This is a genomic window from Dactylosporangium sp. CA-139114 (assembly GCF_050955725.1).
Lineage (GTDB): Bacteria > Actinomycetota > Actinomycetes > Mycobacteriales > Micromonosporaceae > Dactylosporangium.
This window is the reverse complement of record NZ_CP192080.1, coordinates 3,271,066-3,292,114: the sequence shown is the minus strand read 5'-3', so window position 1 is coordinate 3,292,114 and position 21,049 is coordinate 3,271,066. Positions and strand designations below refer to the sequence as shown.

The following is a 21,049-nucleotide window of genomic DNA, read 5'->3' as shown; positions in this document are numbered from 1 at the left end:
CCTCCGTCCGATCGACGGCTGCAAGATGCCGCCTCAGGAACACACGCAGGTCGCTGCCATCCCCGTCGCGGTACGCGAACGTTCCCAGATGCTCCGCCGCGGCCGGGTCGTCCTCACCGGTACGAAGCAGCAGCGAATGTCACGGTCACCGTCAGCCCGCCGCCGGCCCGGGGCACGGCCGACCAGCGGGCCCCGTGGGCCTCGACGATCGCGTCGACGATGGCGAGGCCCAGGCCCGAGCCGTCGTGGCTGCCGGTGCGGTTGCTGCCGCGCTGGAACGCCCGGCGCAGCTTGGGCAGGTCCACCTCGGCCACGCGAGGGCCGGTGTTCGCGACGATCAGGGTCGCGGACGGGCCGGCGACCGTCGTACTCACCCAGATTGACCCGTTGTCGGTGTTGTACCGCGCGGCGTTCTCGAGCAGGTTGCGAACGAGGAGCTGGATCAGGATCGGGTCCGCGTTGATCGGGGCCGGCGCCGCTGCCACCTGCAGAGCGGGTCCGGGACGGGGCAGGGCCTGGCTCGCCTCCCGCACCACGTCGGCGAGGTCCAGCAGGTCCTGCCGGACCTGCCGGCGCAACTGCGCGAGGGTCAGCAGGCCCGCGAGGATCCGCTCGCTGCGGTGCGTGGCCGCAACCACGGTGGTGAGCGCGTCGCGGTACTCGGCCTCGGCCCGCGTCGGCCGGGACAGAGCCTTCTCCGCGGCCGTCTGGATGATGGTCAGCGGGGTCCGCAGCTCGTGGGAGGCGTTGGCGGCGAAGAGCTGCTGCGCCTGGAAGGCCGTCGACAGCCGGTCCAGCATGGTGTTGAAGCTGTCGGTGAGGATTCGTATCTCGTCACGCGGGCCGGCGTGCGGAATGCGCGCGTCCAGCGTGTCGTGGGACAGCCGCTCGATGACCTGGGTCATGGTCCGCAGCGGTCGCAGGGCGCGGCTGGCGACCAGCCAGCCCAGACCCAGCGTCAGCATGGTCATCGCGGCGAACAGGATCCCCGTCTGGGTGACGATGGTCCGCAGCGAGTCCCGCCGAGCGGTCGTGACGGCCTCGACGAGGTCGGGCCGGCCATAGGCGCGGACGACCGACGGCTCGACGCTGGGCAAGGCGGCCATGGGCGACGTGGCGGACGTCGAGAACGGGGCGGGCGGGGAGGGCCCTGGTGCCATCACCGCGTCGTAGGTGCCGACCACCGCCTGATCGGCCGAGTCCAGCGCCTGGCGGGTCAGCAGGTACACCATCGTGAGCATGACGCCGCCGGTGACCAGGAACAGGGCGAGGTACCACAGCGTGAGCCGCGTGCGGATGGTGATGCGCCTCGGGAAGGTCGTACGTCCGGTCATGACAGCCGGTACCCCCGGCCGACGACCGTCGTGATCGGGTCGGGCGGGCCGAGCTTCTGCCGCAGCGTCTTCACGGTCGTGCGAATCGTGGTGGTGAACGGATCGGCGTGCTCGTCCCAGACCCGGTCGAGCAGTTGCTCAGCGCTGACGATCTCCCCCTGGGCACGCATGAGCTGTTCGAGAACGCCGAACTCCTTGCGGCTGAGGTGGATGTACCGGTCGCCGCGGCGGACCTCGTGCCGACCGATGTCGACCGTCAGGTCGGCGTGGCGTAGGAGTGTCGGGCGGCGGGTCGGGGCCCGCCGCCCCAGGGCCGCGACCCGGGCGACGAGCTCTGCGAACGCGAAGGGCTTGACCAGGTAGTCGTCGGCGCCGAGCCCGAGGCCCTCGACGCGGCTGTCGACGGACGCGGCCGCGGTCAGCATGAGGACCCGCGCTTCGCTGCTGTTGCGGACCAGTGCCCGGCACACCTCGTCACCGTGGACGACGGGCAGGTCCCGGTCGAGCACGACGACGTCCGGGCCGATGAGCGCGGCGCGCTCGATCGCGGAGGCGCCGTCGTGCAGCACGTCGACGATGTGGTCCTGCTCGCGCAGCCCGTCGGCGATCAGCTCGGCCAGCGTCAGGTCGTCCTCGACCACAAGTACCCGCATGTCAAACAGTCTGCCGACCTCGTGTGTGGTTGGTGTGTGGACCGCGCACACGGCAACGTCACACGGTCCGGCCCAAGCTTGCCGCCATGAGACACAACATGAGGCTGGACCGAGCGGCCGGATTCGTGACCGCACTGCTCCTCCTGCTCGGCACACCCGCCCTCGTCGCCTGTGGTGGTAACGGTGCCTCGGACAAGGACCAGCAGAGCGCGGCGGAGGCGGACCGCGACAAGCAGCTCAAGTTCTCCAAGTGCATGCGCGACAACGGCTACGACATGCCGGACCCGGACGGGAATGCCGACGGGACCGGCGCCGTCGGGACCGTCACCGCGAACGACGCCGCGTTCCAGGCTGCCTTGGAGAAATGCCGGCCGCTGCTGCCCAACGGCGGTGAGCCGCCCAAGCTGTCGGAGGAGGAGCGGGCAGAGGCGCTGAAGTTCGCCAAGTGCATGCGCGACAAGGGCATCGCCGACTACCCTGACCCGTCGGCCGACGGCCGACCCGGACGGCCGCCGCTGCCCGACCCGAGCGACCCGGCATACAACGCCAAGATCGCCGAACTGCAACAGGCGACGGAGAAATGCGGCGGGCCGGCCGGCGCGGTCCCTGCGGGGCCGGCGCAATGACGGCGCCACCCCGGCACGACCGGCCCCGCAGCCGCCGCTGGTTCCTGCTCGCCGGCGGCGGCGCCGTCCTCGCGCTGGCGGGGGCGGGCTCTGCCGCGGCCGTGTTCCGCGGCGACGATCGGCAGGAGCCCGCCGGACCAGCACCGCGCCGGACCGTCAAGGTCACCCGCACGACCCTCGTCGAGGGGCAGACGTTCAAGGGGGCCGTCGAGTACGGTGAGCCGGCACCGCTGGCCACCCGGCTGGCCGGGACGGTGACCCGGCTTCCGGCTACCGGCCAGATCCTGCGGGCCGGTGATCCGCTCTGCTGGTTGGACAACCGGCCGGTGATCCTGATGACCGGTGACGTGCCCGCCTACAGGGACCTTGGCACGGGGATCAAGGGCCCGGACGTCCGGCAGCTCGAAGGCAACCTCAAGGCGCTCGGGTTCGGCGGGTTCACCGTCGACGAGACGTTCTCGGCCTCGACCGCGACGGCGGTGAAGCAGTGGCAGAAGCGGGTCGGGCTGGAGCAGACCGGCTCGGTCGAGCTGGGCCGGGTGGTGTTCCAACCCGGGCAGGTGCGGGTCGGCGCGCTCAAGGTCCGCGTCGGTGACCAGGTCAGCGGTGGCCCGATCTTCGAGGCCACCAGCACGGAGCGGCGGGTCGTCATGCGGCTGGACGCCAAGTACAAGACGCTCGTCCCACCTGGCGGCGCGGCGACGGTGTTGCTGCCGGGCGGCGGCACCACCGCGGGCACCGTCAAGGACGTCGTCGAGGAGGGCGGTGACGCGGTGAAGTTGCGGGTCGCGGTCACCGTCGCCGACCAGGCCGCGATCAGCGCCGGGGACCCGACCTCCGTCGAGGTCCGGGTGGTCGTCCGGGAGCGCAAGGACGTGCTGGCGGTGCCGATCGTGGCGCTGCTCGCGCTGGACGGCGACCGGTACGGCGTCGAGGTCGTCACCGGCGCGACGGCGCGGATCGTGCCGGTCGAACTCGGCCTGTTCGCAGCCGGCAACGTGGAGATCCGCGGCGCGGGCATCGCCGAGGGCACCGACGTGAGCGTGCCGACGTCATGACGACCGCGATGCTCGAGCTCCACGAGGTGGCGAAGCACTACCCCGGCGGCGTCACGGCGCTGGCCGGGGTCACCGTCCGGGTCGACGAGGGCGAGCTCGTCGGCATCGTCGGGCCGTCCGGCTCCGGCAAGTCCACGATGCTGAACCTGGCCGGGACGCTGGACCGGCCGAGCTCCGGAACCGTCCGCGTCGCCGGCCACGACGTCGCCGGGCTCGCCGACCGCGAGCTGTCGGCGCTGCGGGCGACGCGCATCGGGTTCGTCTTCCAGCAGTTCCACCTCGCGCCCGCGATGAACGCGCTCGACAACGTCGCCGACGGGCTGCTCTACACCGGCACGCCCCGGAGGCACCGCCGGCGCCGCGCCGCCGAGGCGCTCGAACACGTTGGACTGGGTCACCGGATCCGGCACCGTCCGCACGAGCTGTCCGGCGGTGAGCGGCAGCGGGTCGCGATCGCCCGGGCCGTCGTCGGCGGGCCAGGGCTGCTACTCGCCGACGAGCCCACCGGCAACCTCGACACCGCCTCCGGCGCCGCGGTCGTGGGCCTGCTGCGGCAGCTGCACGCCGACGGCGCCACCGTCGTCGTCATCACCCACGACCGGGAGCTGGCCGCGGCGCTGCCGCGGCAGATCGCGATGCGCGACGGCCGGGTGCACACCGACTCGGCGGTGCCCCGGTGAGCGCGCGGCTCGTCCCGGCCCGCCTGCGGGTGCCCGACCTCGCCCGGGTCGGCGCGGCCGGCCTGCGGAACCGGCCACTGCGTGCCTTCCTGTCGGCGCTCGGCATCGCCATCGGCATCGCGGCGATGGTGGCGGTCGTCGGCATCTCCGCGTCAAGCCGCGCCGAGCTCGAACGCGAGCTTGCAAAGATCGGCACCAACCTGCTGACCGTGTCGGAGGGCCGGACATTCACCGGGGAGCAGGCGCCACTGCCGCCCGAGGCGGTCGAGATGATCGGCCGGATCTCGGGGGTCACCGCCGCGTCGGCGACCGGCCGGGTCGACGCCCACGTCTACCGCAACGACCGGATGCCCGAGGGCGAGACCAACGCGATCGCGGTCCTGGCGGCCCGGACCGACCTGCTCACCCCCGTCGGGGCGCACCTGGCAAGCGGCACCTGGCTCAACGACGCCACAGCACGGGGACACGCGGTGGTGCTCGGCGACCGGGCAGCACGGGCGCTCGGCATCTCCGCGGCCGACCCGGACGTGCGGGTCTGGCTCGGCAACCGGTGGTTCACGGTGGTGGGCATCCTGGCGCCCGACCCCCTTACGCCGGAGCTGGACTCCGCGGCGTTCATCGGCTGGACCGCGGCCCGCGAGGTGCTCGGCCAGGACGTACCGATCGCCACGGTCTACGTGCGGACCGAGCCGACTGCGGTCACGCACGTGCGGTCGCTGCTGGGCCATGCGGCCAACCCGGCACACCCCAACGAGGTCACCGTCGAGCGGCCCTCCGACGCGCTCGCGGCCCAACAGGCCACCGACCGGGCACTCACCGGACTCCTGCTCGGCCTCGGCGGTGTGGCACTGCTCGTCGGCGGTGTCGGCGTCGCCAACACGATGATCATCTCGGTGCTCGAACGCCGGGCGGAGATCGGTCTGCGCCGCGCGCTCGGCGCCACCCGGGGCCAGATCCGCCTCCAGTTCTTGGCCGAGTCCCTGCTCCTGTCGGCACTCGGCGGCTGCGGCGGTGTGCTGGTCGGCGGGTTGGTCACCGCCGGCTACGCGCTCACCCAGAGGTGGCCGGCAACCGTGCCGACCTGGGTCCAGCTGGGCGGGATCGGCGCGACGATCGTCATCGGCGGGATCGCCGGCCTCTACCCAGCCGTCCGGGCGTCACGGCTGCCACCCACTGAGGCCCTGGCCGCGACCTGATCCGAACGCCACCGGTCGGCCTCGTCCACCGTGGACGAGGCCGACCTGCCCCGTCCTCCGCTACGTCACCGGGTCGGCCGCCGCTCTCGTCCAGCTCGATTTCCGCACCTGGTACAGACCCAGGCAGGACCGGATGAAGGCGGATCCGGTGACGAGGTGGGCGGTTAAGGCTCGGAACGCCATGGGCAGTGACCGCCGAGTCCGGAGTTCCACCGAAATCGACTCGGAACTTGACCGCTTCCGCGACAGGGACGGCTGACGCCGAGCGGAACCTTTGCGCATCTGGAATGTCTCGCGCTACCCCGCCGACCGATGTGACGGTCCCGTGTCAATACCGCCGGGACGGCGTCATGGGCTGGATGCGCGGGAATGTGACTGGATAGCGTTCGAAGCAGGGCGTCCAGCACGGAGGAGGGTCGTTGCGATGGCAACGGTGGCCCGGCGTTACCGGCTCGTGAGCCAGGCCGGCACCGGTGGCATGGCCGAGGTCTGGCGCGCCGTCGACACCCGGCTCGATCGCACCGTGGCGGTGAAGCTGCTCCTGCCCGACCTCGCCGGATCGGGGCGGGCGCGCGACCGAGCCGAGGCGGAGGCACGGGCCGTCGCCCGGATCAACCATACGAACGTCGCCGCGGTGTTCGACGCCGGTCACCGTTCTCGCGGGCTGCGCCGGCCCGCGCCGTACCTGGTGATGGAGTACGTCGACGGGCAGACCCTCGACGGCCGGCTGTCCGGTCCCAGGTCGCTGGACTGGCTGGAAGCCACGCACATCGCGGTCCAGGTCGCGGACGCGCTCGCCGCGGCCCACCTGCACCGCGTCGTGCACCGCGATATCAAGCCGGGCAACATCATGGTCACGAACGCCGGGGTCAAGGTGATCGACTTCGGGCTCGCGGCAATTCTCAGCGCGATCGGGACCGGGCCGGTCGGCGTCATCCTCGGCACCCCCGAATACATGGCCCCCGAGCAGCTGCGCGGCGACCCGGTCACGGCGGCGTCCGACATGTACGCGTTCGGGCTGGTGATGTACCGCATGCTGACCAGCGCCCTGCCGTGGACCGAACCGACCCGCCACGCGATCATGCGGCAGCGGCGGTCCTGGCGGTCGCTGCGCCTGCCGCCGATCTCAGGCGTTCCGGCCGAGGTGGTCGCGGTCGTGGACGCCTGCCTCGCCGAAGAGCCGGAAAGCCGTCCGTCCAGCCGTACCGTCGCCCGAGTTCTGCGGTCCGCCATGGCCCGGCACGCGGACGAAGCGGACCCTGTCGTCACCTTCGAGCCGGTGGCGGCGCCGTACCGTCCGCACCGGCCGGAGCATCCCTGCACGGTGCCGTGGCGATCGAAACCGGCTCGGCCCTGGCGCCGTCGCGCTGCGCTCATCGCCGCCGTGGTGCTCGTCGGTGCGGGCGGCTGGATCCGGCCGTTGTGGCCGACCGCGGCGGCGAGCGCCGGCGGCGAGCACATCGGCTCCAGGCCCAGATGCGCGGTGCGCTACATCGGACACCGCACCGCGAGCTCCTTCGCCGCCGCCGTCACCGTCACCGGCGACGGGCCGGGAACGTGGACGCTGCAGTTCGCCGCCCCACCGGGTCAGCGGGTCACCGACGTCGCCGGCTCCTCGTGGACCCAGTCCGGTTCAACCGTCACGGTGACGGGGCACCAGTCGCTGACCGCCGACGCGCCGGCCACGATCGAGCTCCGTGGCGTGCTCGAGCGATCCGATGCCGGCTTCCCGACGGCGTTCACGCTCGACGGCGCCTCGTGCCAGCGGTCCGTGGCCATCTCCGCCGTCGGCGGCGCGGGCCTGACGGGCCGGGTCAGCGGAACGCGAGGTAGCGCAGCCAGAGGTAGGGCACGCACACCGCGACGGTGACACCTGCGACGACGAGGCCGTAGCGGGTGAACCGCCAGAAACTGATCTTCGTGCCGATGCGTTCGGCGAGGCCGAGGATCACGACGTTGCCGGAGGCGCCGCTGCTGGTCGACGACGGCGACGAGCGGGGTACCGGTGCGGGCCCATGAGCGCGGCGAGCTCCAGCACGGTGGCGTCCACGGCCACGACGGCGAGGTCGCGGCCCCGCTCGCGCAGCGCCTGGGCGACGGTGCGCCCGCCGAGTCCGGCCAGGAACACGCCGTCCGCCTCCTCGTCCACGACGCGGGCCAGCGCCGGGTCGTCCTGGCAGTACTGCGGCACGGCCATCCGCAGCACCTGCGTCCCGGCCAGCACGGCCGACGGGTAGCCCTTGGCGTCCAGGACGATCAGCCCGGGAGGTCCTGCCGGGCCCGGGCCGCCTCGATCGCCGACGTGTCCGGGTGGAGCGCCGGGATCGGGCTCACGAGCTCATGGGCACGCACGCCAACTCCTCAGTCTTCGGTGGTGGGCAGGACCGGGCGACGCTGCAGCAGCCGCCGCCCGCGGGTTTCGAGGCGCTGCTGCCAGGCCGGCATCAGCTCGGGCACGAAGCTGCGGGCGACCACGATGTCGGTCGAAGAGTGCAGCACGATGCTCAGCACGATGGTCAGCGCGACCAGTGCGAAGATCGGCTCCGCGGCGGCGACGCCCGAGGCCAGCACGAGCAGGCCGTAGACGACGGACGCGAAGCCCTTCGGCCCGAACCACATCGCCGCCAGCTGTTCTCGCGCGCCGAGCCCGCTGCGCAGGAACGACAGCCACAGCGCCGCCGGCCGCGCGACGAGCAGCGCCAGGAGCGCGAACACCCAGCCGGCCCAGCCGATCCCGCCGAAGAACGCCGGCGACAACAGTGCTCCGAAGACCAGCAGCGCGGCGAGCTTCAGGGTCTCGGCGATGAGTTCGCCGAAGTGCTCGAACGCCGCGCGCTCCTTGTGCCCGATGGTGGCGACGGTGATGCCGGCGGCGAACGCGGCCAGGAACAGGTTGGCGTGGGTCGCCTTGCCCAGGGCGAGCACGAGCAGCCCGATCGCCACCGCGTTGAGCGGCGCATACTGCTCCGACACGGCGAACCAGCGGGTCCGTTCCAGACGGATGGCCAGCCACGGTACCGCGATCCCGATCGCAATCCCCAGCAGCAGCTCCCAGCCGATCTCCAGCACGTGCAGCTGCGCGTCATGGGCGACCACGGCCAGCAGGACCACCACGAACGGCAGCGCCAGCCCGTCGTTCACCCCGGACTCCACGTTCAGCAGGTGCCGCAGCCGCCCGGGCACCTTGTCGTTGCCGACCAGCGCCGAGGCGAACACCGGATCGGTCGGCGCCAGGATGGCCCCGACCAGCAGCGACTCCACCCAGTCCAGCCCCACGACGTAGCGGGCGAGGACGGCGGTGACGAGCAGCGTCAGCGGTAGCCCGAGCCCCAGCGCCCGGCCCGGCAGCCGCCAGGCGGAGCGCAGGTCGTTCCAGCCGACCCGCATGCCATCGGTGAACAGCACCGCGAACAGCGCCAGCTCGGCCAGCGACGACACCACCGGCGAGGCGGCGTCCACGTGCACCAGCCCGAACACGCCGTCGCCGACCAGGAACCCGGCCGCCAGGAAGACCACCGCGGTCGACAGCACCGTGCGGTGCGCGAGCGCGGACAACAGCACTGCGACGAGCAGCACGACGGCGAACACGAGCAGTAACGACACCAGGCACCCTGTCGGTCGGCGGAAACAAGCACAACATCGCCGACCAGACTTCCCGGCACACCCGCAAGCAACCTACCCGATCAGGCGGCGCCCGGCGAGCCGGAGGCGGCAACAGCGGCGGACGGCACCGCCGACGGGCTGGCGGATACGGACCTCGAAGACGTCGGCGTCGGCGATTGCACCACTGGCGAACGGGACGGCGAGGCCGTGGGCGACGACGGCGAGGCCGATGGCGACCCGGACGGGGCGGCCGACGAGGGCGCTGCCGGGGAACGTGACGGTGTGGCGCTCGTCGTCGGCGCAGTGCTGCCGCCCGACGGCTTAGTCGTCTTCGATCGCATCGGCGTCGGGTGCCTCGCGGTGGTCGGTGCCGGCCGACTCGGCGCCTCGGCCGGCGCGCAGGCCCGTGGATCGAGCGCGACGCCGGCGCACGGGTTGCCGTCCGGCGGGGCGACGGCGATCTCCGGCGGGTGGCCGAACCACGGCAGCCCGCCGGGCGCGGCCTGACCGAGGGCGGCCACCCCACCGAGCAGCAGCAGACCGGCCGCCGGCAGTGCCACGACAGTGCGCAGGGTCCATCGGCCGCGCCGCCGGACCGGGGCGGTCGGATTCGGGACGGCGCTCTGCAGCGCCGTGACGGGGGCGATCTCAACGGTGGACTCGGCCACGGCCGCGAGTCTCCTGGCGAGTTCGTCGGCGCCTGGGAGGTCGCGAACCGCCGGCCGCAACAGCAACTGCAGCCACGACGGCGCGAGCTGGACGCCGTCGTCGTCGAGACACGTGGCGAGCGTCGCACAGAGGGCCCGGACGTCACGTTGCGCGGCGTCGAAGTCATCGGACAGGTCCCCGCCGAATCCGACGACCTTCACGCCGACGTCCGTGAGCAGCATCTTTGCGGGGCCGAGGCGGCCGTGGCCCACCCATTGACGATGCGCGTCGGCGACCGCGGCCGCCACCCCGGCGCCGATCCGCACCGCGGCCGGCCACGTGGGCCGGCCCGCCTCGAGCCTGGTTGCCAGCGAGTGGCCGTCGGCCAGCTCCATCACGACGAACGGAGTGCGGCCACGCTCGGCAAGCGTGGCGATGCCGACGTCGTATACCGCGACGATGTTCGGATGGGTGAGCCGGGCAGTGGCGCGGCCTGCGGCGAGGAACGCCTCGCGGCGGCCTGGGCGGTCGGTGCGCAGCAGCCGGACGGCGACCGGTCGCTGGAGCAGCCTGTCGTAGCCGCGCCAGATCTCGGCCGTCGAGCCGACGGCGATGACGCGGTCCAGCCGGTACCGATGCAACAGCTCCATGCTGAGGTCGCGTCCTTGTCTGCGGTGGAATTGCCACCTCCCAGTATGCCGCCACACCATGGACGACGCTGCGCGCGGAAACTAAGTGTTGTGTTAGTGCAATAATTCGTGATGGCAATGGTCACCGAGGTGACGGTCCCGTGCCAAAGCGCCCGGCTCCAGGGAGTCGCCCTGCGGCCCGTCCGCTGCCCGACGCCGAGGTCGCGGATCACCTCGAGGGACAGTGCGGCTCGACGATCACGCCGCTCTGCGACATGCGCTGGTGGGCCACGACGGCCTTGGCCGTGCTCCGTCAGATCGCACCGAGGAGCCTGCCGGACGATCGAGCCGCACCCGCCCAGGCAGTCCGGAGCGTCGCCCGGCCATGACGAGGTCGGCGCCGGAATGCGAAGATGAAGCGTGCCCGAGATCGACGACGAGGCGCTTGTCAGCGCGCTGCTCGCAGTGAGCCGCACCATGGTCGCCCTCACGGCCCGAAACCTCGCCGAGCTCGAGGTCGACGTCACCCTGCCGCAGTACCGGGCCCTCGTGATCCTGGCCGGCGAGCCCCACCGCAGCACCGACCTCGCCGCCGAGCTCGGCGTCGCCGCGTCGACCCTGACCAGGATGTGCGACCGGCTCTGCCAGAAAGGGCTCGTGCACCGCTTCCAGCGGGACGGCAACCGGCGCACGATCTGGCTCGGCCTCACCCCGTCCGGCCGCGACACCGTCGGCGCGGTCATGGAGGCCCGGCGCGCCGAGCTGCACAGGATCGTGCAGGAAGCGGGCCTCACCGCCTCCGGCCGAACGTTGCGTCTGCTGCACCGCTTCGTCCTGGCCGGCGGCGAACTGCTCGACGACGACTGGTGGCAATGCTGGCAACGATCGGCGGATGAGGCGCCCAGCAAACCGAGGCGGCGGGCCGGCTGACGCCTCGGCCAGGCTGTTCAGCAACCGTCCACATCAACGGACGCGGTGCGGCATCGTGGGCATCCGTGTGGCCCGCGCTCCGACCGGTCCCCGATCCACCCGTAGCGCTTGATGAAACTCCACGCCAGGTCCCAGTTGTGGAGGTTCACCCCCAGATGCTCGACGACTGCGCCGCAGCCGTCGCAGACCAGCCGGAAGTCCACCCCATCGGACACCTGCACCACCGTCATGACCAGACCTCCCGCCTTCATCGTCGCATCACGTTGCCGCGCAACGATCCTGTGACCGCATGACAATTGCTTGACATCTCGTCTGAGGCAACATTTGTAATCTCGCAAGTGTTGTGCTCATCAAGGTGTCACACGACCGTCATCGAATCGTCCGAAGGCCTCCACATGCGGGGCCGACGGTGGAGGTACGAGCGAAGTCGACGAGCGGAGGACTCATGCCCACCACCGAGACGCCAACGGTGCCCTTCGTGGAGGTAGTCGTGGAAGGGGCGCTGGACGCCACCGCGGTTCCCCGCACCCGGGTGCAGCTCGAAGACGCCGCGGCGCTGCGACCGGCACACATGGTGGTCGACCTGGCCGCCTGTCCGAGAGTCGACGCGACCGGCATCGACCTGCTGGTGAGCGTGCACCGCACCGTCTGGGGCTCGGGCGGACGGCTGACCCTGCGCGGGATGTCGTCGCGGCTGTACCGGCTGCTGGCCCTCGCCCGGGTCGACCGTGTGCTGCAGACCGCGCCTGCCCCGGCGGGCTACCGCCCGCGCCACCGGTCCCCGGGGACGCCCGGGGACACCGAGGGCCGCTACGCCTCCGGCGACCAGCTCGACGAGGTTCGCTGGTGGGAGACACCGGCGTCCAGATGACCGGCGACAGGCGCCCCGCCCTCCAGTCGACTCCATCCGGTGATGAGGGAGGAACCTCGATGTTCACCGACCCTTACCAGGTCTGGCAGTGGCGTGACGGCACGGATACCGCCGTCTCGACCGGCACCGCCGACCTTGCCGGCTTCGACGTCGAAACCACGGACGGCACCGTCGGCACCGTCGACCGCGCGAGCGCATCGCTCGGCACCACGTGCCTGGTCGTCAACAACGACCCACGATTCCCGGCCGCCGGATGATCGTGCCCGCCGGGACGGTCGCCGAGGTCGACCAAGCCGCGCGCGTCATCCACCTCGACCGCACATCGGCGCAGGTACGCCGCTCACCTGGCTACGATCCGGCGACGGTTGCCCGCCCGCGCTACTACGACCGGGTCGCGCACTCCTTCGCCGGCACGTACCGCACGCCGGCCCGTGACGCGCTGCTGCACCGCGGCGGTCGCTGGTACGCCCGGACGGCCGACGTCGGATACACCTTGTCCGTACCCGCGGCGCTGCGCACCCAGGTCGGCACCGGGCGGGCCGGAGTGCAGCGTGACAGGGAGAGCTCGCCGACGGCAGCGCACTGTACGAAATCGACTCGCGAGCTGCTCGCGCATGAACGGCGCCACCAGCACCGTGTGCCGCCCGCCCTGCGCCGCCGCGATGCACGACGCTGAGCCACGCGTCGCGCAGCGCTCGTCGGCGCTGGTCTCAACGTGCACGCCCGGCTCGGCGCCGCGGCGGCCGAGGTGCTGGACCCGGGCCGCGCGCTGGCGGTCGTCCGTGACGGCCTGCGCTCCACCGGTCCCGAGCGCGCAGGGTCACCCGTCGGACGGGTGATCGTGGTGTACCGGTGATCGGGCCGGGTAGTCGTCCCGGTCGTGTATGAACTCGCGACGTCCGTCGTCGGACCGCCCGGGGAGCGACCGCCGGTCACCGGGGCATCACTGCACGACCGGGTCACCGTCGTCGTCATCACCTACAACCGCCGCGCCGAGCTCGAGCGGACCCTGGCCAAGCTGGAGGGGCTGCCGGAGTGCCCGCCGGTCGTCGTGGTGGACAACGCCTCCAGCGACGGTACCGCCGACGCCGTGGCCGACGCGTTTCCCTGGGTCAACCTGATCCGCGCCGGGAGTAACCTCGGCGCCGTGGCGCGCAACGTGGCGGTCGAGCGGATCCGCACCCCATTCGTGGCGTTCTGCGACGACGACACCTGGTGGGCGCCCGGCGCGCTGGAACGGGCCGCTGACGCGCTCGACGCGCACCCCGACGTCGCCTCGGTGACCGCCCGCATCATCGTCGAGCCGGCCGGAGGCGAGGACCCGATCGTCGCCGAACTGCGCGATTCGCCGGTCCCGGCCCGCCCCGGATTGCCCGGACCGGCGCTGGTGAGCATCCTCGCGGGCGCGTCGATGCTGCGCACGGAGGCGTTCCGCGCGGTCGGCGGCTTCTCCGCCCGGCTGTGGCTGGGTGGCGAGGAGGAACTGCTCTGCGCCGACCTGGCCACCGCCGGCTGGTATCTGTGCTACCTCGACGACATCACCGTGCACCACCAGCCGTCGCCGCTGCGCGACCGTGACCTGCGCCGGCGCCACGGCATCCGCAACACGCTGTGGTTCACCTGGCTGCGCCGGCCGTTCGGGCGGGCCCTGCGGCGCACGTTCATGCTGGCCCGGACCGTGCCGCGGGACCACGTGTCCCTCGCCGGGTTCGCGGAGGCGGCCACCGGTCTGCCGTGGGTGCTGCGCAACCGCGCGGTGCTGCCCGACCGCGTCGAGGCCGGGTTCCGGCTCGTGGAGGACAGCCAGCTCAGGACCGGCTCCCGCCGGTACGTGAGCTGACGCCGCCCATCAGCCCGCCAGCCGCGAGCAGCGGCCCGGGCAGCGCCTCGACGACGACGCCAGCGCGGTCGTCGTCGATCCACGGCCGCAGCGGCGGCCAGGCGAGCAGCAGCGCGTCGTGGCTGAGCTCGACGCGCTGCTGCTCGACAAACCTCTCGACGAGCACCTGCACCTGCGGGCGGTCATCGGCGGTGCACGACATTTCCGGCGCAGGACACCGGCCGCATCGCGCCGGCTCGTAGCTCAGCGGCGCGGCTTCGCCTCCTGGGGAAGAAGCCGTTCGTACTCGGCGGGCAGTTGGGCGACCGTGTCGCGGAACTCCTTCTCGCCGACCACCTCGTAGAGGACCGGAAACACGGCGCGGGCGTGGGAGGCCGCCTCCTCCTCCGTGACGCCAGGCCCCTCTAGCGCGGCGATCTCCTCGAGGAAGTGCTGGAGGTCCATGCGCCGGGCGCGGCCACGGCTGCGCTCGACCCCCCGGTCGAGCGGGCCGCGCAGCTCCGGCGGGATGAACGGCTTGAGGTCCTCGACCTGGCCAGCCGTGATCCTCAGCGCGAGGGCCTCGAGGACGGCGTCGGTCGCCCGGGCGGCCCGGCCGGGGTCGAGGTGGGCCCGTTCGGCGACCCGCCCGACGAACTCGTCCGCATCGAGGGGCCCGATGAAATCCGGCGGCTGCGAGGGGGCGCCGGCGGCCGCCACTGTACCGCCCGGAGCCCTGCCGACGCCGACGCTGGTGCCGGTCCGTGCGGCGTCGAGGAGCGAACTGTAGTCCAGCGGCAGCTGCGCGGCCGTGTCACGGAACTCCTTCTCGCCGACGGCCTCGTGCAGGACGGCGAAAACGGCGCGGGCGTGCTGGGCCGCCTGCTCGCGGGTGACGCCTTCGCCCTCCCGCCGTGCGATCTCGTCGAGGAACTGTTCGATGGGCATCGGCAGCGCACGCCCGCCGCTGAGCTGCTCGCCGAGGTTCAGCGGGTCGTGCAGCTCCGGCGGGATGAACGGCTTGAGGTCCTCGATCTGGCCGTCGGTGACCCGCATCGCGAGCACCTCGAGCACGGCCTCGGTGGCCTTTCTCGCCCGATCCTGGGTGAGGCCGGCGCGCTCGGCGACCCGCGCGACGAACTCGTCGACGCCAAGCCCGCCGACGAACGGCGGCGAGGGCCTGGTCCTCAGCCGTAGCGCGGTGGCCTCGGCCGATTCGAGCAGTGGCAGGAAGTCTTTCGGCAGCTCGGAGCGCATGTCGTCGTACTCCTTCGAGCCGACGGAGAGCCACAACGCAGTCAGCACCGCTCGTGCGACCCGTTCGGCGGTCGTCTGGTCGCTGTGCAGCTCATGCTCGATGCGCCGCAGGAACACGTCCGCGTGGAAGGTCGCGTGCGGGCCCCGGTGCTCCATGCAGGGCCGCAGCGGCTCGGGCAGCCGGCGGGCGAGATCCTCGGCCTCGCCCTTCGAGATGCGCTGCGCCAGCAGGTTCAGGGTGGAGCAGCTGATCTGGTCGGCCTGCTCCCGCTCGATCCCTGCTTCCTGCCGGACAATTTCGAGGAAGCCGTCGTAGTTCATGTCCCGCCCCCGGAGTTCGTGGCAGTCTGTGTCAACGGTTTGCGGCAGTCCCTGTCAACCTGTCGCGGCTCGCTGCCGATGCGTTCACCATCCCGGGGTGAAAGCCCTGCCCTGTTCGCAAGCCGCACATCAGTGGCATTGTTGCGGTACACGACGGGTGGCATTCCGCGAATCGCCGCGAGGACGTCCGCAGCAGCGCCTCCCTGTCCGCCGGGTCGTCGACCGCGTTGAGGTACCGCAGTACCTCCTGCGGCTCCCGGACGCTCCCGTCACCGACGCCCTGGGCTGACGGGCAGCAGTGCGCCCGCGAGCTCCTCCAGCTGGCGCAGCGCGCCGGGGATGTCCTTCGACAACGGCTGGATCAGGACGTGATCGGCGCCGGCGTCGCGGTGTTCGCGGACCCGGGCGGCGATCGCACCCTTGTCGCCCCACGCCACGATCGCGTCGACGAGCCGGTCGCTGCCCGCGCCGGCCACGTCCTCGTCGGTGAAGCCGAAGCGCTTGAGGTTGTTCACGTAGTTCGGCAGGCTCAGGTAGAAGCTGGTGTGCTCGCGGGCGGTCGCCCGTGCGGCGGCCGGGTCGGTCTCCAGGCAGATCGCCTGTTCGGGAATGAGCAGGCGATCGGGGCCAAGGACCTCGCGCGCGTCCGCCGTGTGCTCGGGCGGGACGAAGTAGCTGTGCGCACCGTGCGCGCGGTCCCGGGCCAGCTCCAGCATCCGGCGGCGCAGCGCTGCCAGCACCCGGGGAACCGGCCTGGCTGGCGGGGTGACCGTGGCCCGGTCCATCCCGTCGAGATACTCGCGCATGCGTTCCAGCGGCCGTTCGTAGGTCATACCGGTCTTGTCGATGAGCGGGGCGTGACTGACGCCCACGCCGAGCACGAACCGGCCCGGCCAGGCGTCACCGAGGGCCGCTGCGGCGGCCTGCGCCGTGGCGGGGTGGCGGGCCCAGATGTTGGCGATGCCGGCCCCGGTCACGATCCGGGAGGTGGCGCACAGCCACGCCGCCTCTTGGGCGAAGACATCGTTCCCGCCGACCAACTCGCCCTCGAAGACCGAGCCGTAGCCCAGCTCCTCGATGCGGAGCGCGGCGGAGCGTTGGCTCTCGGCCGGCTCGCGCTGCAGCGCGCCCAGCCAGACGCCCACCGGGCCTAGGGCCTGCCTCGTCTCGGTGACGGTATCGGATACGGCCACGGCGCACCTCCAGGAATCGCGGCTCTACGTTTGTCAGTCAGACCAGCAGAGCCGGGTGCGCTGCGCACCCGATCCGGCTGCGACTCATCCGGCCCGGCCCGGGCGGTGGCTACCAAGTTCACCCGCCACGAGATACGCGGTGTCGACAAGCGTGCCGTCGAGATCGAGAAGCACTCCGCTGGTCATGTCTGGCTACCCGGACGGGCGACGGCCATGTCGGCGAACGCCGGTTTATCCGGACCAGGGAGACGATTCGCCCGCTACCGGCTCCGGACCCAACTGCGCGACCTGGTGCTGCGGCCGGCCGCGCAGAACCCGGCCGCCTGCATCCATCGCGGACGTCATTTCGGCGGCTCCGGCCGGAAGGCGTGGATCACGTCCTGTCCGTCCGCGATGATGCTGTACGACGACTCCGGCATCTCGTTCCAGAAGCCCGGCAGGTCGACCAATGGTTCGGAGACGACCAGGCGGGACTCGTCCGACAACAGCCGCAGCGCGGGGATCTCCGGGTGGAGCATGCGCAGGGAGCGCGTCTCGGTGCTGTAGAACAGCGATCTTGATTGATGCTGCGTGGAGTACCGGAAGGCCCAGACCGTCGATCCGTCGGACGTGGCGACGGTCATCTGCACCGGGTCCGCGACGTCGTGCCGGAGCGCGACGGCTTCGACGAAGCCGACCATGCGGGCCACCGCGCCGGGCGGGTCGTCGCGCAGGCCGAAGGTGAGCGCCAGGAAGAACATCAGTTCCGAGTCGGTGGAGCCTTCGATCGCGGGGAAGAACTCGGCGTCGACGGCCAGCATGAGGTCGCGTCTCAACGTGGCGAACCGGGCGATGGAGCCGTTGTGCATCCAGAGCCACCGCCCGTACCGGAACGGGTGGCAGTTGGTCTGCTGGACCGGCGTTCCGGTCGAGGAGCGCACGTGCGCGAAGAACAGCGGCGAACTGACATGGCCGGCCAGCTCGCGGAGGTTGCGGTCGCTCCACGCCGGGCTGATGGACCGCAGCAGCCCGGGGACATCGCCCACGCCGTACCAACCGACGCCGAACCCGTCGCCGTTGGTGGTGTCCACGCCGAGGCGGGCGTGGCGACTCTGGTCGATCAGCGAATGGTCCGGCTTGTAGAGCAACTCCTCGATCAGAAGTGATGAGCCCGAGTACGCGAGCCACCGGCACATCGCCGCCTCCGCCCCTCGTCGTCCGGGCGACACGAGTCCGTCGTGTCGCCCCATTGCTGCGCGGCGTATCGGCTGCGGCTCGGATCACCTCGAGAACGTGATCCGCCAGGCCGGGCTGCCGCTGGTGGTCATCCGCGATCGGTGGGACGGCTGGCGCCGTGCGCGAACGACGCCGACTCCGGGCCGTGGACCGGGGCGGTCTGCCGCTCCAGCCGGCTCAGCGCCCGGCGCAGGTCGCTCACCAGCATCCCGGCCAGATCGTGGCTGAAGCCGTTGCGCACCACGATACGCAGCACCGACAGATCGGTGCGGTGCTCGGGGAACGTGTACGCCGGGACGATCCAGCCGCTCTCGCGCAGCGCCAGCGAGACGTCGAACACGCTGTACGAGGTGACGTCCTCGTGCAGCGTGACCGTCACCACCGGCAACTGGTCGCCGCTGGTGAGCACCCGGAACGGCCCCAGTTCGGTGAGCCGGTCCGCCAGGCTCTCCGCGACCTCCCGGCTGTAGCGCTGCACCCTGCGATACCCGTCGATGCCCAGGCGCAGGAAGTTGTAGTACTGCGTGACGACTTGCGAGCCAGGACGGGAGAATGTGAGCGCGAACGTCGGCATCTCGCCACCCAGGTAGTTGACCCGGAACACCAGGTCCTCCGGCAGGGCGGCGGCGGTGCGCCAGACCACCCAGCCGAGGCCCGGGCACACGAGGCCGTACTTGTGCCCGGACACGTTGATCGAGGCGACCCTGGGCAGCCGGAAATCCCAGTCCAGGTCCGGGTCGCAGAACGGCGCGATCATCCCGCCGGACGCCGCGTCGACATGGACCGGGATGTCCCATCCGGTGCGCCCGTGCAACTCGTCCAAGGCGGCGCAGATGTCCGCGACCGGCTCGTAGCTGCCGTCGAACGTGGACCCCAGGATGGCCACCACGCCGATCGTGTTCTCGTCACAGCGCTCCACCGCCGCAGGCCCCGACAGATGGAACCGATCCCCCTCCATCGGTACCAGCCGAGCTTCCACATCCCAGTAGTTGGCGAACTTGTGCCAGCAGACCTGGGTGTTGATCCCCATGACGATGTTCGGCCGGTCGGCCGGCAGTCCGGCGGCTCGGCGCGCGTGCTGCCAGCGGCGCTTGAGGGCCAGCCCGCCGAGCATGCATGCCTCGCTCGAACCCGTCGTCGAGCAGCCGGGCGCCTGCCCGGCGTCAGGGGCGTGCCAGAGGCCGGCCAGCATTCGCACGCAACGGGCCTCGAGGTCCGTGGTGCGCGGGTACTCGTCGCGGTCGATCATGTTCTTGGTGAGGCTTTCGGTCGCCAGCCGGGTGGCCTCCGGCTCCATCCAGGTGGTGACGAACGTGGCGAGGTTGAGCCGCGGGTTGCCGTCGAGCAGCAACTCGTCGTGCACCACCTGGTAGGCGGTCTGCGGGTCGAGCTCGGTGTGCGGGAACCGGTCCCGCGGGATGCGGATCGGCTCCCTGGTGAACAGCGGGTTCACCGAGAGCTCGGACTGTGGGGCGTCCCCGTCGTACTCAGGGCGTGACGACATGCCATGACCTCTTGTCCGCTTCTGGGCGTTCTCTTCGGTGCCCGTCGATCGCGTCGGGTAGCGCCGCCGGGTTGTCGTGCGCACCGCGGCGAGCCGCGGGCAGACCTGTGCGTTCAGCTCCGGCGCTCGTCGACGATCTCGTCCGGCCGGTAGCCGGACGACGCCTCCCGAACCGACGCCTCGCTCTGCAGGCCTGCACCCAGCGCGCCACCGGCCGTGGCCACCGAGCACGCCAACCGGGCGATGTCCAGGACATCACCGGTGCCGGCCGGACGGCCGAGAGCGTCGGTCGACCCAGCCTCGGGCACCGGCATGCTCAACGTCTTCATCGCCCCGCACTACCTCGGCATTCGGCGGGCAAACCCCCGGGATGGTTGAGGCTGTCGACGACGCGGCGCAGCACGCGCAGCACGCATCAGCGGGTGTGGACCCGCATCCGTGCCGGGGCGACGAGGACGAACACGCCGGCGTCGGTGTAACCGTCTAACTTCACTTGACCGGTCACCGCTCCACACCTATCGCGTTACTGGCAATCGAGGCTACATCGGTTACATTCGACGTCGAAGGGGGCCGCCCATGAGTCGGCGCGGCTGGGCGCTGTTCGCCGCGATGAGCCTGTTGTGGGGGCTTCCGTACCTGTTGATCCAGGTCGCGGTGGACTCCATGTCCGTGCCGTTCCTCGTGTCGGCGCGCGGCTTGCTGGGCGCGGCGATGCTGCTGCCGTTCGCCGGCCTCGGCCGGCACGGCGCCGTGCTGCGTCGCCATTGGCGCCCGGTCGCCGTCCTTGCCCTGCTGGAGATGGTCGTGCCGTGGACCCTGCTCGCGCACGCCGAGACTCGGCTCAACAGCTCCACCACCGGCCTGCTGATCGCGGCCGCCCCGCTGGTCGCGTGCCTGGTCGCCGCGGCCACGCCGGGCGGTGAGCGCCTCGGCCCGATCCGGGTGCTCGGCCTGGCGGCGGGATTCGCCGGTGTGGCCCTCCTCGCCGGCCCGCGGCTGCGCGGCGACGTCGTCGCCGTCGCCGAGGTGCTCGCGACCGCCGTCTGCTGGGCGGTGGCGCCGCTGGTCGTCGCCCGGCGCCTGCAAGACGTGCCGGCGGTCCCGCTCACGGCGGTCTGCCTTGCGATCAGCGGGCTCGTGACGCTGCCGCCGGCGGCGGCCCGGACGCCCACCGAGCTGCCGCCCCCGTCCGCGCTGGCCGCGCTGGCCGGCCTGGCCGCGGTCTGCACCGCGCTGGCGTTCGTGACGTTCTTCGCGCTCGTGCGTGAGGCGGGACCGTCCCGCACGCTGGTGGTGACGTACATCAGCCCGGCGGTGTCCGTGGCGGCCGGCGCCCTCGTGCTCGGCGAGCCGGTCGGCACGGGCACGATCGCCGCGCTCGGGCTGATCGTCGGCGGCTGTGTGCTCGCCACGAGCGGCGAGCACGGTGCGCGACCGGCCGGGCCGCCACGCGAGTCAGGGCCGCCCCGCCGGGCCCCGGTCCCCGCGGTCACCGACTGACCCGCGGCACGT

Annotated in this window: 25 protein-coding genes; 12 read left to right on the top strand and 13 right to left on the bottom strand. The window is 71.9% G+C overall.

The annotated features are described in order from the left end of the window. Window positions 1–113: 113 nt before the first annotated feature. Together ACQP2P_RS14945 and ACQP2P_RS14940 are read right to left on the bottom strand one after the other, a co-directional pair. Window positions 114–1,334, bottom strand: coding sequence for a HAMP domain-containing sensor histidine kinase (locus ACQP2P_RS14945; RefSeq protein WP_433616509.1), 1,221 nt, complete (start codon window positions 1,332–1,334; stop codon window positions 114–116). Further along, entirely contained in the window at window positions 1,331–1,987 is a 657-nt protein-coding gene (locus ACQP2P_RS14940; RefSeq protein ID WP_433616508.1) for a response regulator transcription factor, read from the bottom strand. Before ACQP2P_RS14940 ends, ACQP2P_RS14945 begins: the two co-directional genes overlap by 4 nt. Before the next feature lie 125 nt (window positions 1,988–2,112). On the opposite strand from ACQP2P_RS14940, the gene ACQP2P_RS14935 reads away from it, so the two are divergent. The 5 genes from ACQP2P_RS14935 (at window position 2,113) to ACQP2P_RS14915 (ending at window position 7,417) form a co-directional block, all read left to right on the top strand. After that, on the top strand, window positions 2,113–2,613 hold the full coding sequence (locus ACQP2P_RS14935; protein ID WP_433616506.1) for a hypothetical protein: 501 nt from the start codon (window positions 2,113–2,115) through the stop codon (window positions 2,611–2,613). After that, on the top strand, window positions 2,610–3,671 hold the full coding sequence (locus ACQP2P_RS14930; protein WP_433616504.1) for a peptidoglycan-binding domain-containing protein: 1,062 nt from the start codon (window positions 2,610–2,612) through the stop codon (window positions 3,669–3,671). Before ACQP2P_RS14935 ends, ACQP2P_RS14930 begins: the two co-directional genes overlap by 4 nt. A gap of 8 nt (window positions 3,672–3,679) precedes the next feature. Next, window positions 3,680–4,351: an ABC transporter ATP-binding protein gene (locus ACQP2P_RS14925; protein WP_433619141.1), complete on the top strand. Its 672-nt coding sequence runs from the start codon at window positions 3,680–3,682 to the stop codon at window positions 4,349–4,351. Further along, a complete protein-coding gene (locus tag ACQP2P_RS14920; protein ID WP_433616502.1) occupies window positions 4,348–5,547 on the top strand; it encodes an ABC transporter permease in 1,200 nt (399 codons plus the stop codon). Before ACQP2P_RS14925 ends, ACQP2P_RS14920 begins: the two co-directional genes overlap by 4 nt. Window positions 5,548–5,971: 424 nt before the next feature. Next, on the top strand, window positions 5,972–7,417 hold the full coding sequence (locus tag ACQP2P_RS14915) for a serine/threonine-protein kinase (RefSeq protein WP_433616500.1): 1,446 nt from the start codon (window positions 5,972–5,974) through the stop codon (window positions 7,415–7,417). Here the strand turns inward: ACQP2P_RS14915 and ACQP2P_RS14910 are convergent. The 4 genes from ACQP2P_RS14910 to ACQP2P_RS14895 all read right to left on the bottom strand — a co-directional run bounded on the left by ACQP2P_RS14910 (window position 7,362) and on the right by ACQP2P_RS14895 (window position 10,448). Then, window positions 7,362–7,499: a hypothetical protein gene (locus tag ACQP2P_RS14910; protein ID WP_433616498.1), complete on the bottom strand. Its 138-nt coding sequence runs from the start codon at window positions 7,497–7,499 to the stop codon at window positions 7,362–7,364. The genes ACQP2P_RS14915 and ACQP2P_RS14910 overlap by 56 nt on opposite strands. After that, window positions 7,496–7,771, bottom strand: a complete 276-nt coding sequence (locus ACQP2P_RS14905) for a hypothetical protein (RefSeq protein ID WP_433616496.1) — start codon at window positions 7,769–7,771, stop codon at window positions 7,496–7,498. Before ACQP2P_RS14905 ends, ACQP2P_RS14910 begins: the two co-directional genes overlap by 4 nt. Window positions 7,772–7,908: 137 nt before the next feature. Beyond that, a complete protein-coding gene (locus ACQP2P_RS14900) occupies window positions 7,909–9,150 on the bottom strand; it encodes a cation:proton antiporter domain-containing protein (protein ID WP_433616495.1) in 1,242 nt (413 codons plus the stop codon). 80 nt (window positions 9,151–9,230) lie between these two features. Continuing rightward, window positions 9,231–10,448: a protein kinase gene (locus ACQP2P_RS14895; RefSeq protein ID WP_433616493.1), complete on the bottom strand. Its 1,218-nt coding sequence runs from the start codon at window positions 10,446–10,448 to the stop codon at window positions 9,231–9,233. Between the two features lie 399 nt (window positions 10,449–10,847). On the opposite strand from ACQP2P_RS14895, the gene ACQP2P_RS14890 reads away from it, so the two are divergent. Continuing rightward, on the top strand, window positions 10,848–11,357 hold the full coding sequence (locus tag ACQP2P_RS14890) for a MarR family winged helix-turn-helix transcriptional regulator (RefSeq protein ID WP_433616492.1): 510 nt from the start codon (window positions 10,848–10,850) through the stop codon (window positions 11,355–11,357). Between the two features lie 17 nt (window positions 11,358–11,374). Here ACQP2P_RS14890 and ACQP2P_RS14885 read toward each other — a convergent pair whose 3' ends face one another. Beyond that, a complete protein-coding gene (locus tag ACQP2P_RS14885) occupies window positions 11,375–11,587 on the bottom strand; it encodes a hypothetical protein (RefSeq protein WP_433616490.1) in 213 nt (70 codons plus the stop codon). Window positions 11,588–11,802: 215 nt separating this feature from the next. Between ACQP2P_RS14885 and ACQP2P_RS14880 the strand changes: the two genes are divergently transcribed. Genes ACQP2P_RS14880 through ACQP2P_RS14860 form a run of 5 tightly spaced genes read left to right on the top strand, consistent with a single transcriptional unit; the run spans window position 11,803 to window position 14,068 of the window. Beyond that, window positions 11,803–12,228 (top strand): STAS domain-containing protein, encoded by a 426-nt coding sequence (locus ACQP2P_RS14880; RefSeq protein WP_433616488.1) that lies wholly within the window; start codon window positions 11,803–11,805, stop codon window positions 12,226–12,228. 59 nt (window positions 12,229–12,287) lie between these two features. Then, a complete protein-coding gene (locus ACQP2P_RS14875) occupies window positions 12,288–12,485 on the top strand; it encodes a hypothetical protein (RefSeq protein WP_433616486.1) in 198 nt (65 codons plus the stop codon). After that, a complete protein-coding gene (locus tag ACQP2P_RS14870; RefSeq protein ID WP_433616485.1) occupies window positions 12,482–12,904 on the top strand; it encodes a hypothetical protein in 423 nt (140 codons plus the stop codon). Before ACQP2P_RS14875 ends, ACQP2P_RS14870 begins: the two co-directional genes overlap by 4 nt. A 39-nt stretch (window positions 12,905–12,943) precedes the next feature. Beyond that, window positions 12,944–13,084: a hypothetical protein gene (locus tag ACQP2P_RS14865; RefSeq protein WP_433616483.1), complete on the top strand. Its 141-nt coding sequence runs from the start codon at window positions 12,944–12,946 to the stop codon at window positions 13,082–13,084. A gap of 24 nt (window positions 13,085–13,108) precedes the next feature. Next, window positions 13,109–14,068, top strand: a complete 960-nt coding sequence (locus tag ACQP2P_RS14860; RefSeq protein ID WP_433616482.1) for a glycosyltransferase family 2 protein — start codon at window positions 13,109–13,111, stop codon at window positions 14,066–14,068. On the opposite strand, the gene ACQP2P_RS14855 is transcribed toward ACQP2P_RS14860, so the two are convergent. The 6 genes from ACQP2P_RS14855 to ACQP2P_RS14830 form a co-directional block, all read right to left on the bottom strand. After that, complete coding sequence (locus tag ACQP2P_RS14855) at window positions 14,037–14,240, bottom strand: hypothetical protein (protein WP_433616480.1); 204 nt, start codon at window positions 14,238–14,240, stop codon at window positions 14,037–14,039. The genes ACQP2P_RS14860 and ACQP2P_RS14855 overlap by 32 nt on opposite strands. A gap of 71 nt (window positions 14,241–14,311) precedes the next feature. Further along, entirely contained in the window at window positions 14,312–15,625 is a 1,314-nt protein-coding gene (locus ACQP2P_RS14850) for a DUF2267 domain-containing protein (protein ID WP_433616478.1), read from the bottom strand. A gap of 269 nt (window positions 15,626–15,894) precedes the next feature. Beyond that, a complete protein-coding gene (locus tag ACQP2P_RS14845) occupies window positions 15,895–16,818 on the bottom strand; it encodes a TIGR03620 family F420-dependent LLM class oxidoreductase (RefSeq protein WP_433616476.1) in 924 nt (307 codons plus the stop codon). A gap of 341 nt (window positions 16,819–17,159) precedes the next feature. After that, window positions 17,160–17,993: a class II glutamine amidotransferase gene (locus tag ACQP2P_RS14840; RefSeq protein ID WP_433616475.1), complete on the bottom strand. Its 834-nt coding sequence runs from the start codon at window positions 17,991–17,993 to the stop codon at window positions 17,160–17,162. A gap of 128 nt (window positions 17,994–18,121) precedes the next feature. Continuing rightward, window positions 18,122–19,537, bottom strand: coding sequence for a glutamate decarboxylase (locus tag ACQP2P_RS14835; protein ID WP_433616473.1), 1,416 nt, complete (start codon window positions 19,535–19,537; stop codon window positions 18,122–18,124). Window positions 19,538–19,650: 113 nt separating this feature from the next. Next, on the bottom strand, window positions 19,651–19,851 hold the full coding sequence (locus ACQP2P_RS14830; RefSeq protein WP_433616471.1) for a hypothetical protein: 201 nt from the start codon (window positions 19,849–19,851) through the stop codon (window positions 19,651–19,653). A gap of 262 nt (window positions 19,852–20,113) precedes the next feature. Between ACQP2P_RS14830 and ACQP2P_RS14825 the strand changes: the two genes are divergently transcribed. Next, the gene (locus tag ACQP2P_RS14825) at window positions 20,114–21,037 is read left to right on the top strand and encodes a DMT family transporter (protein WP_433616469.1); all 924 of its coding nucleotides are present in this window, start codon (window positions 20,114–20,116) and stop codon (window positions 21,035–21,037) included. The last annotated feature ends 12 nt before the right edge of the window (window positions 21,038–21,049 follow it).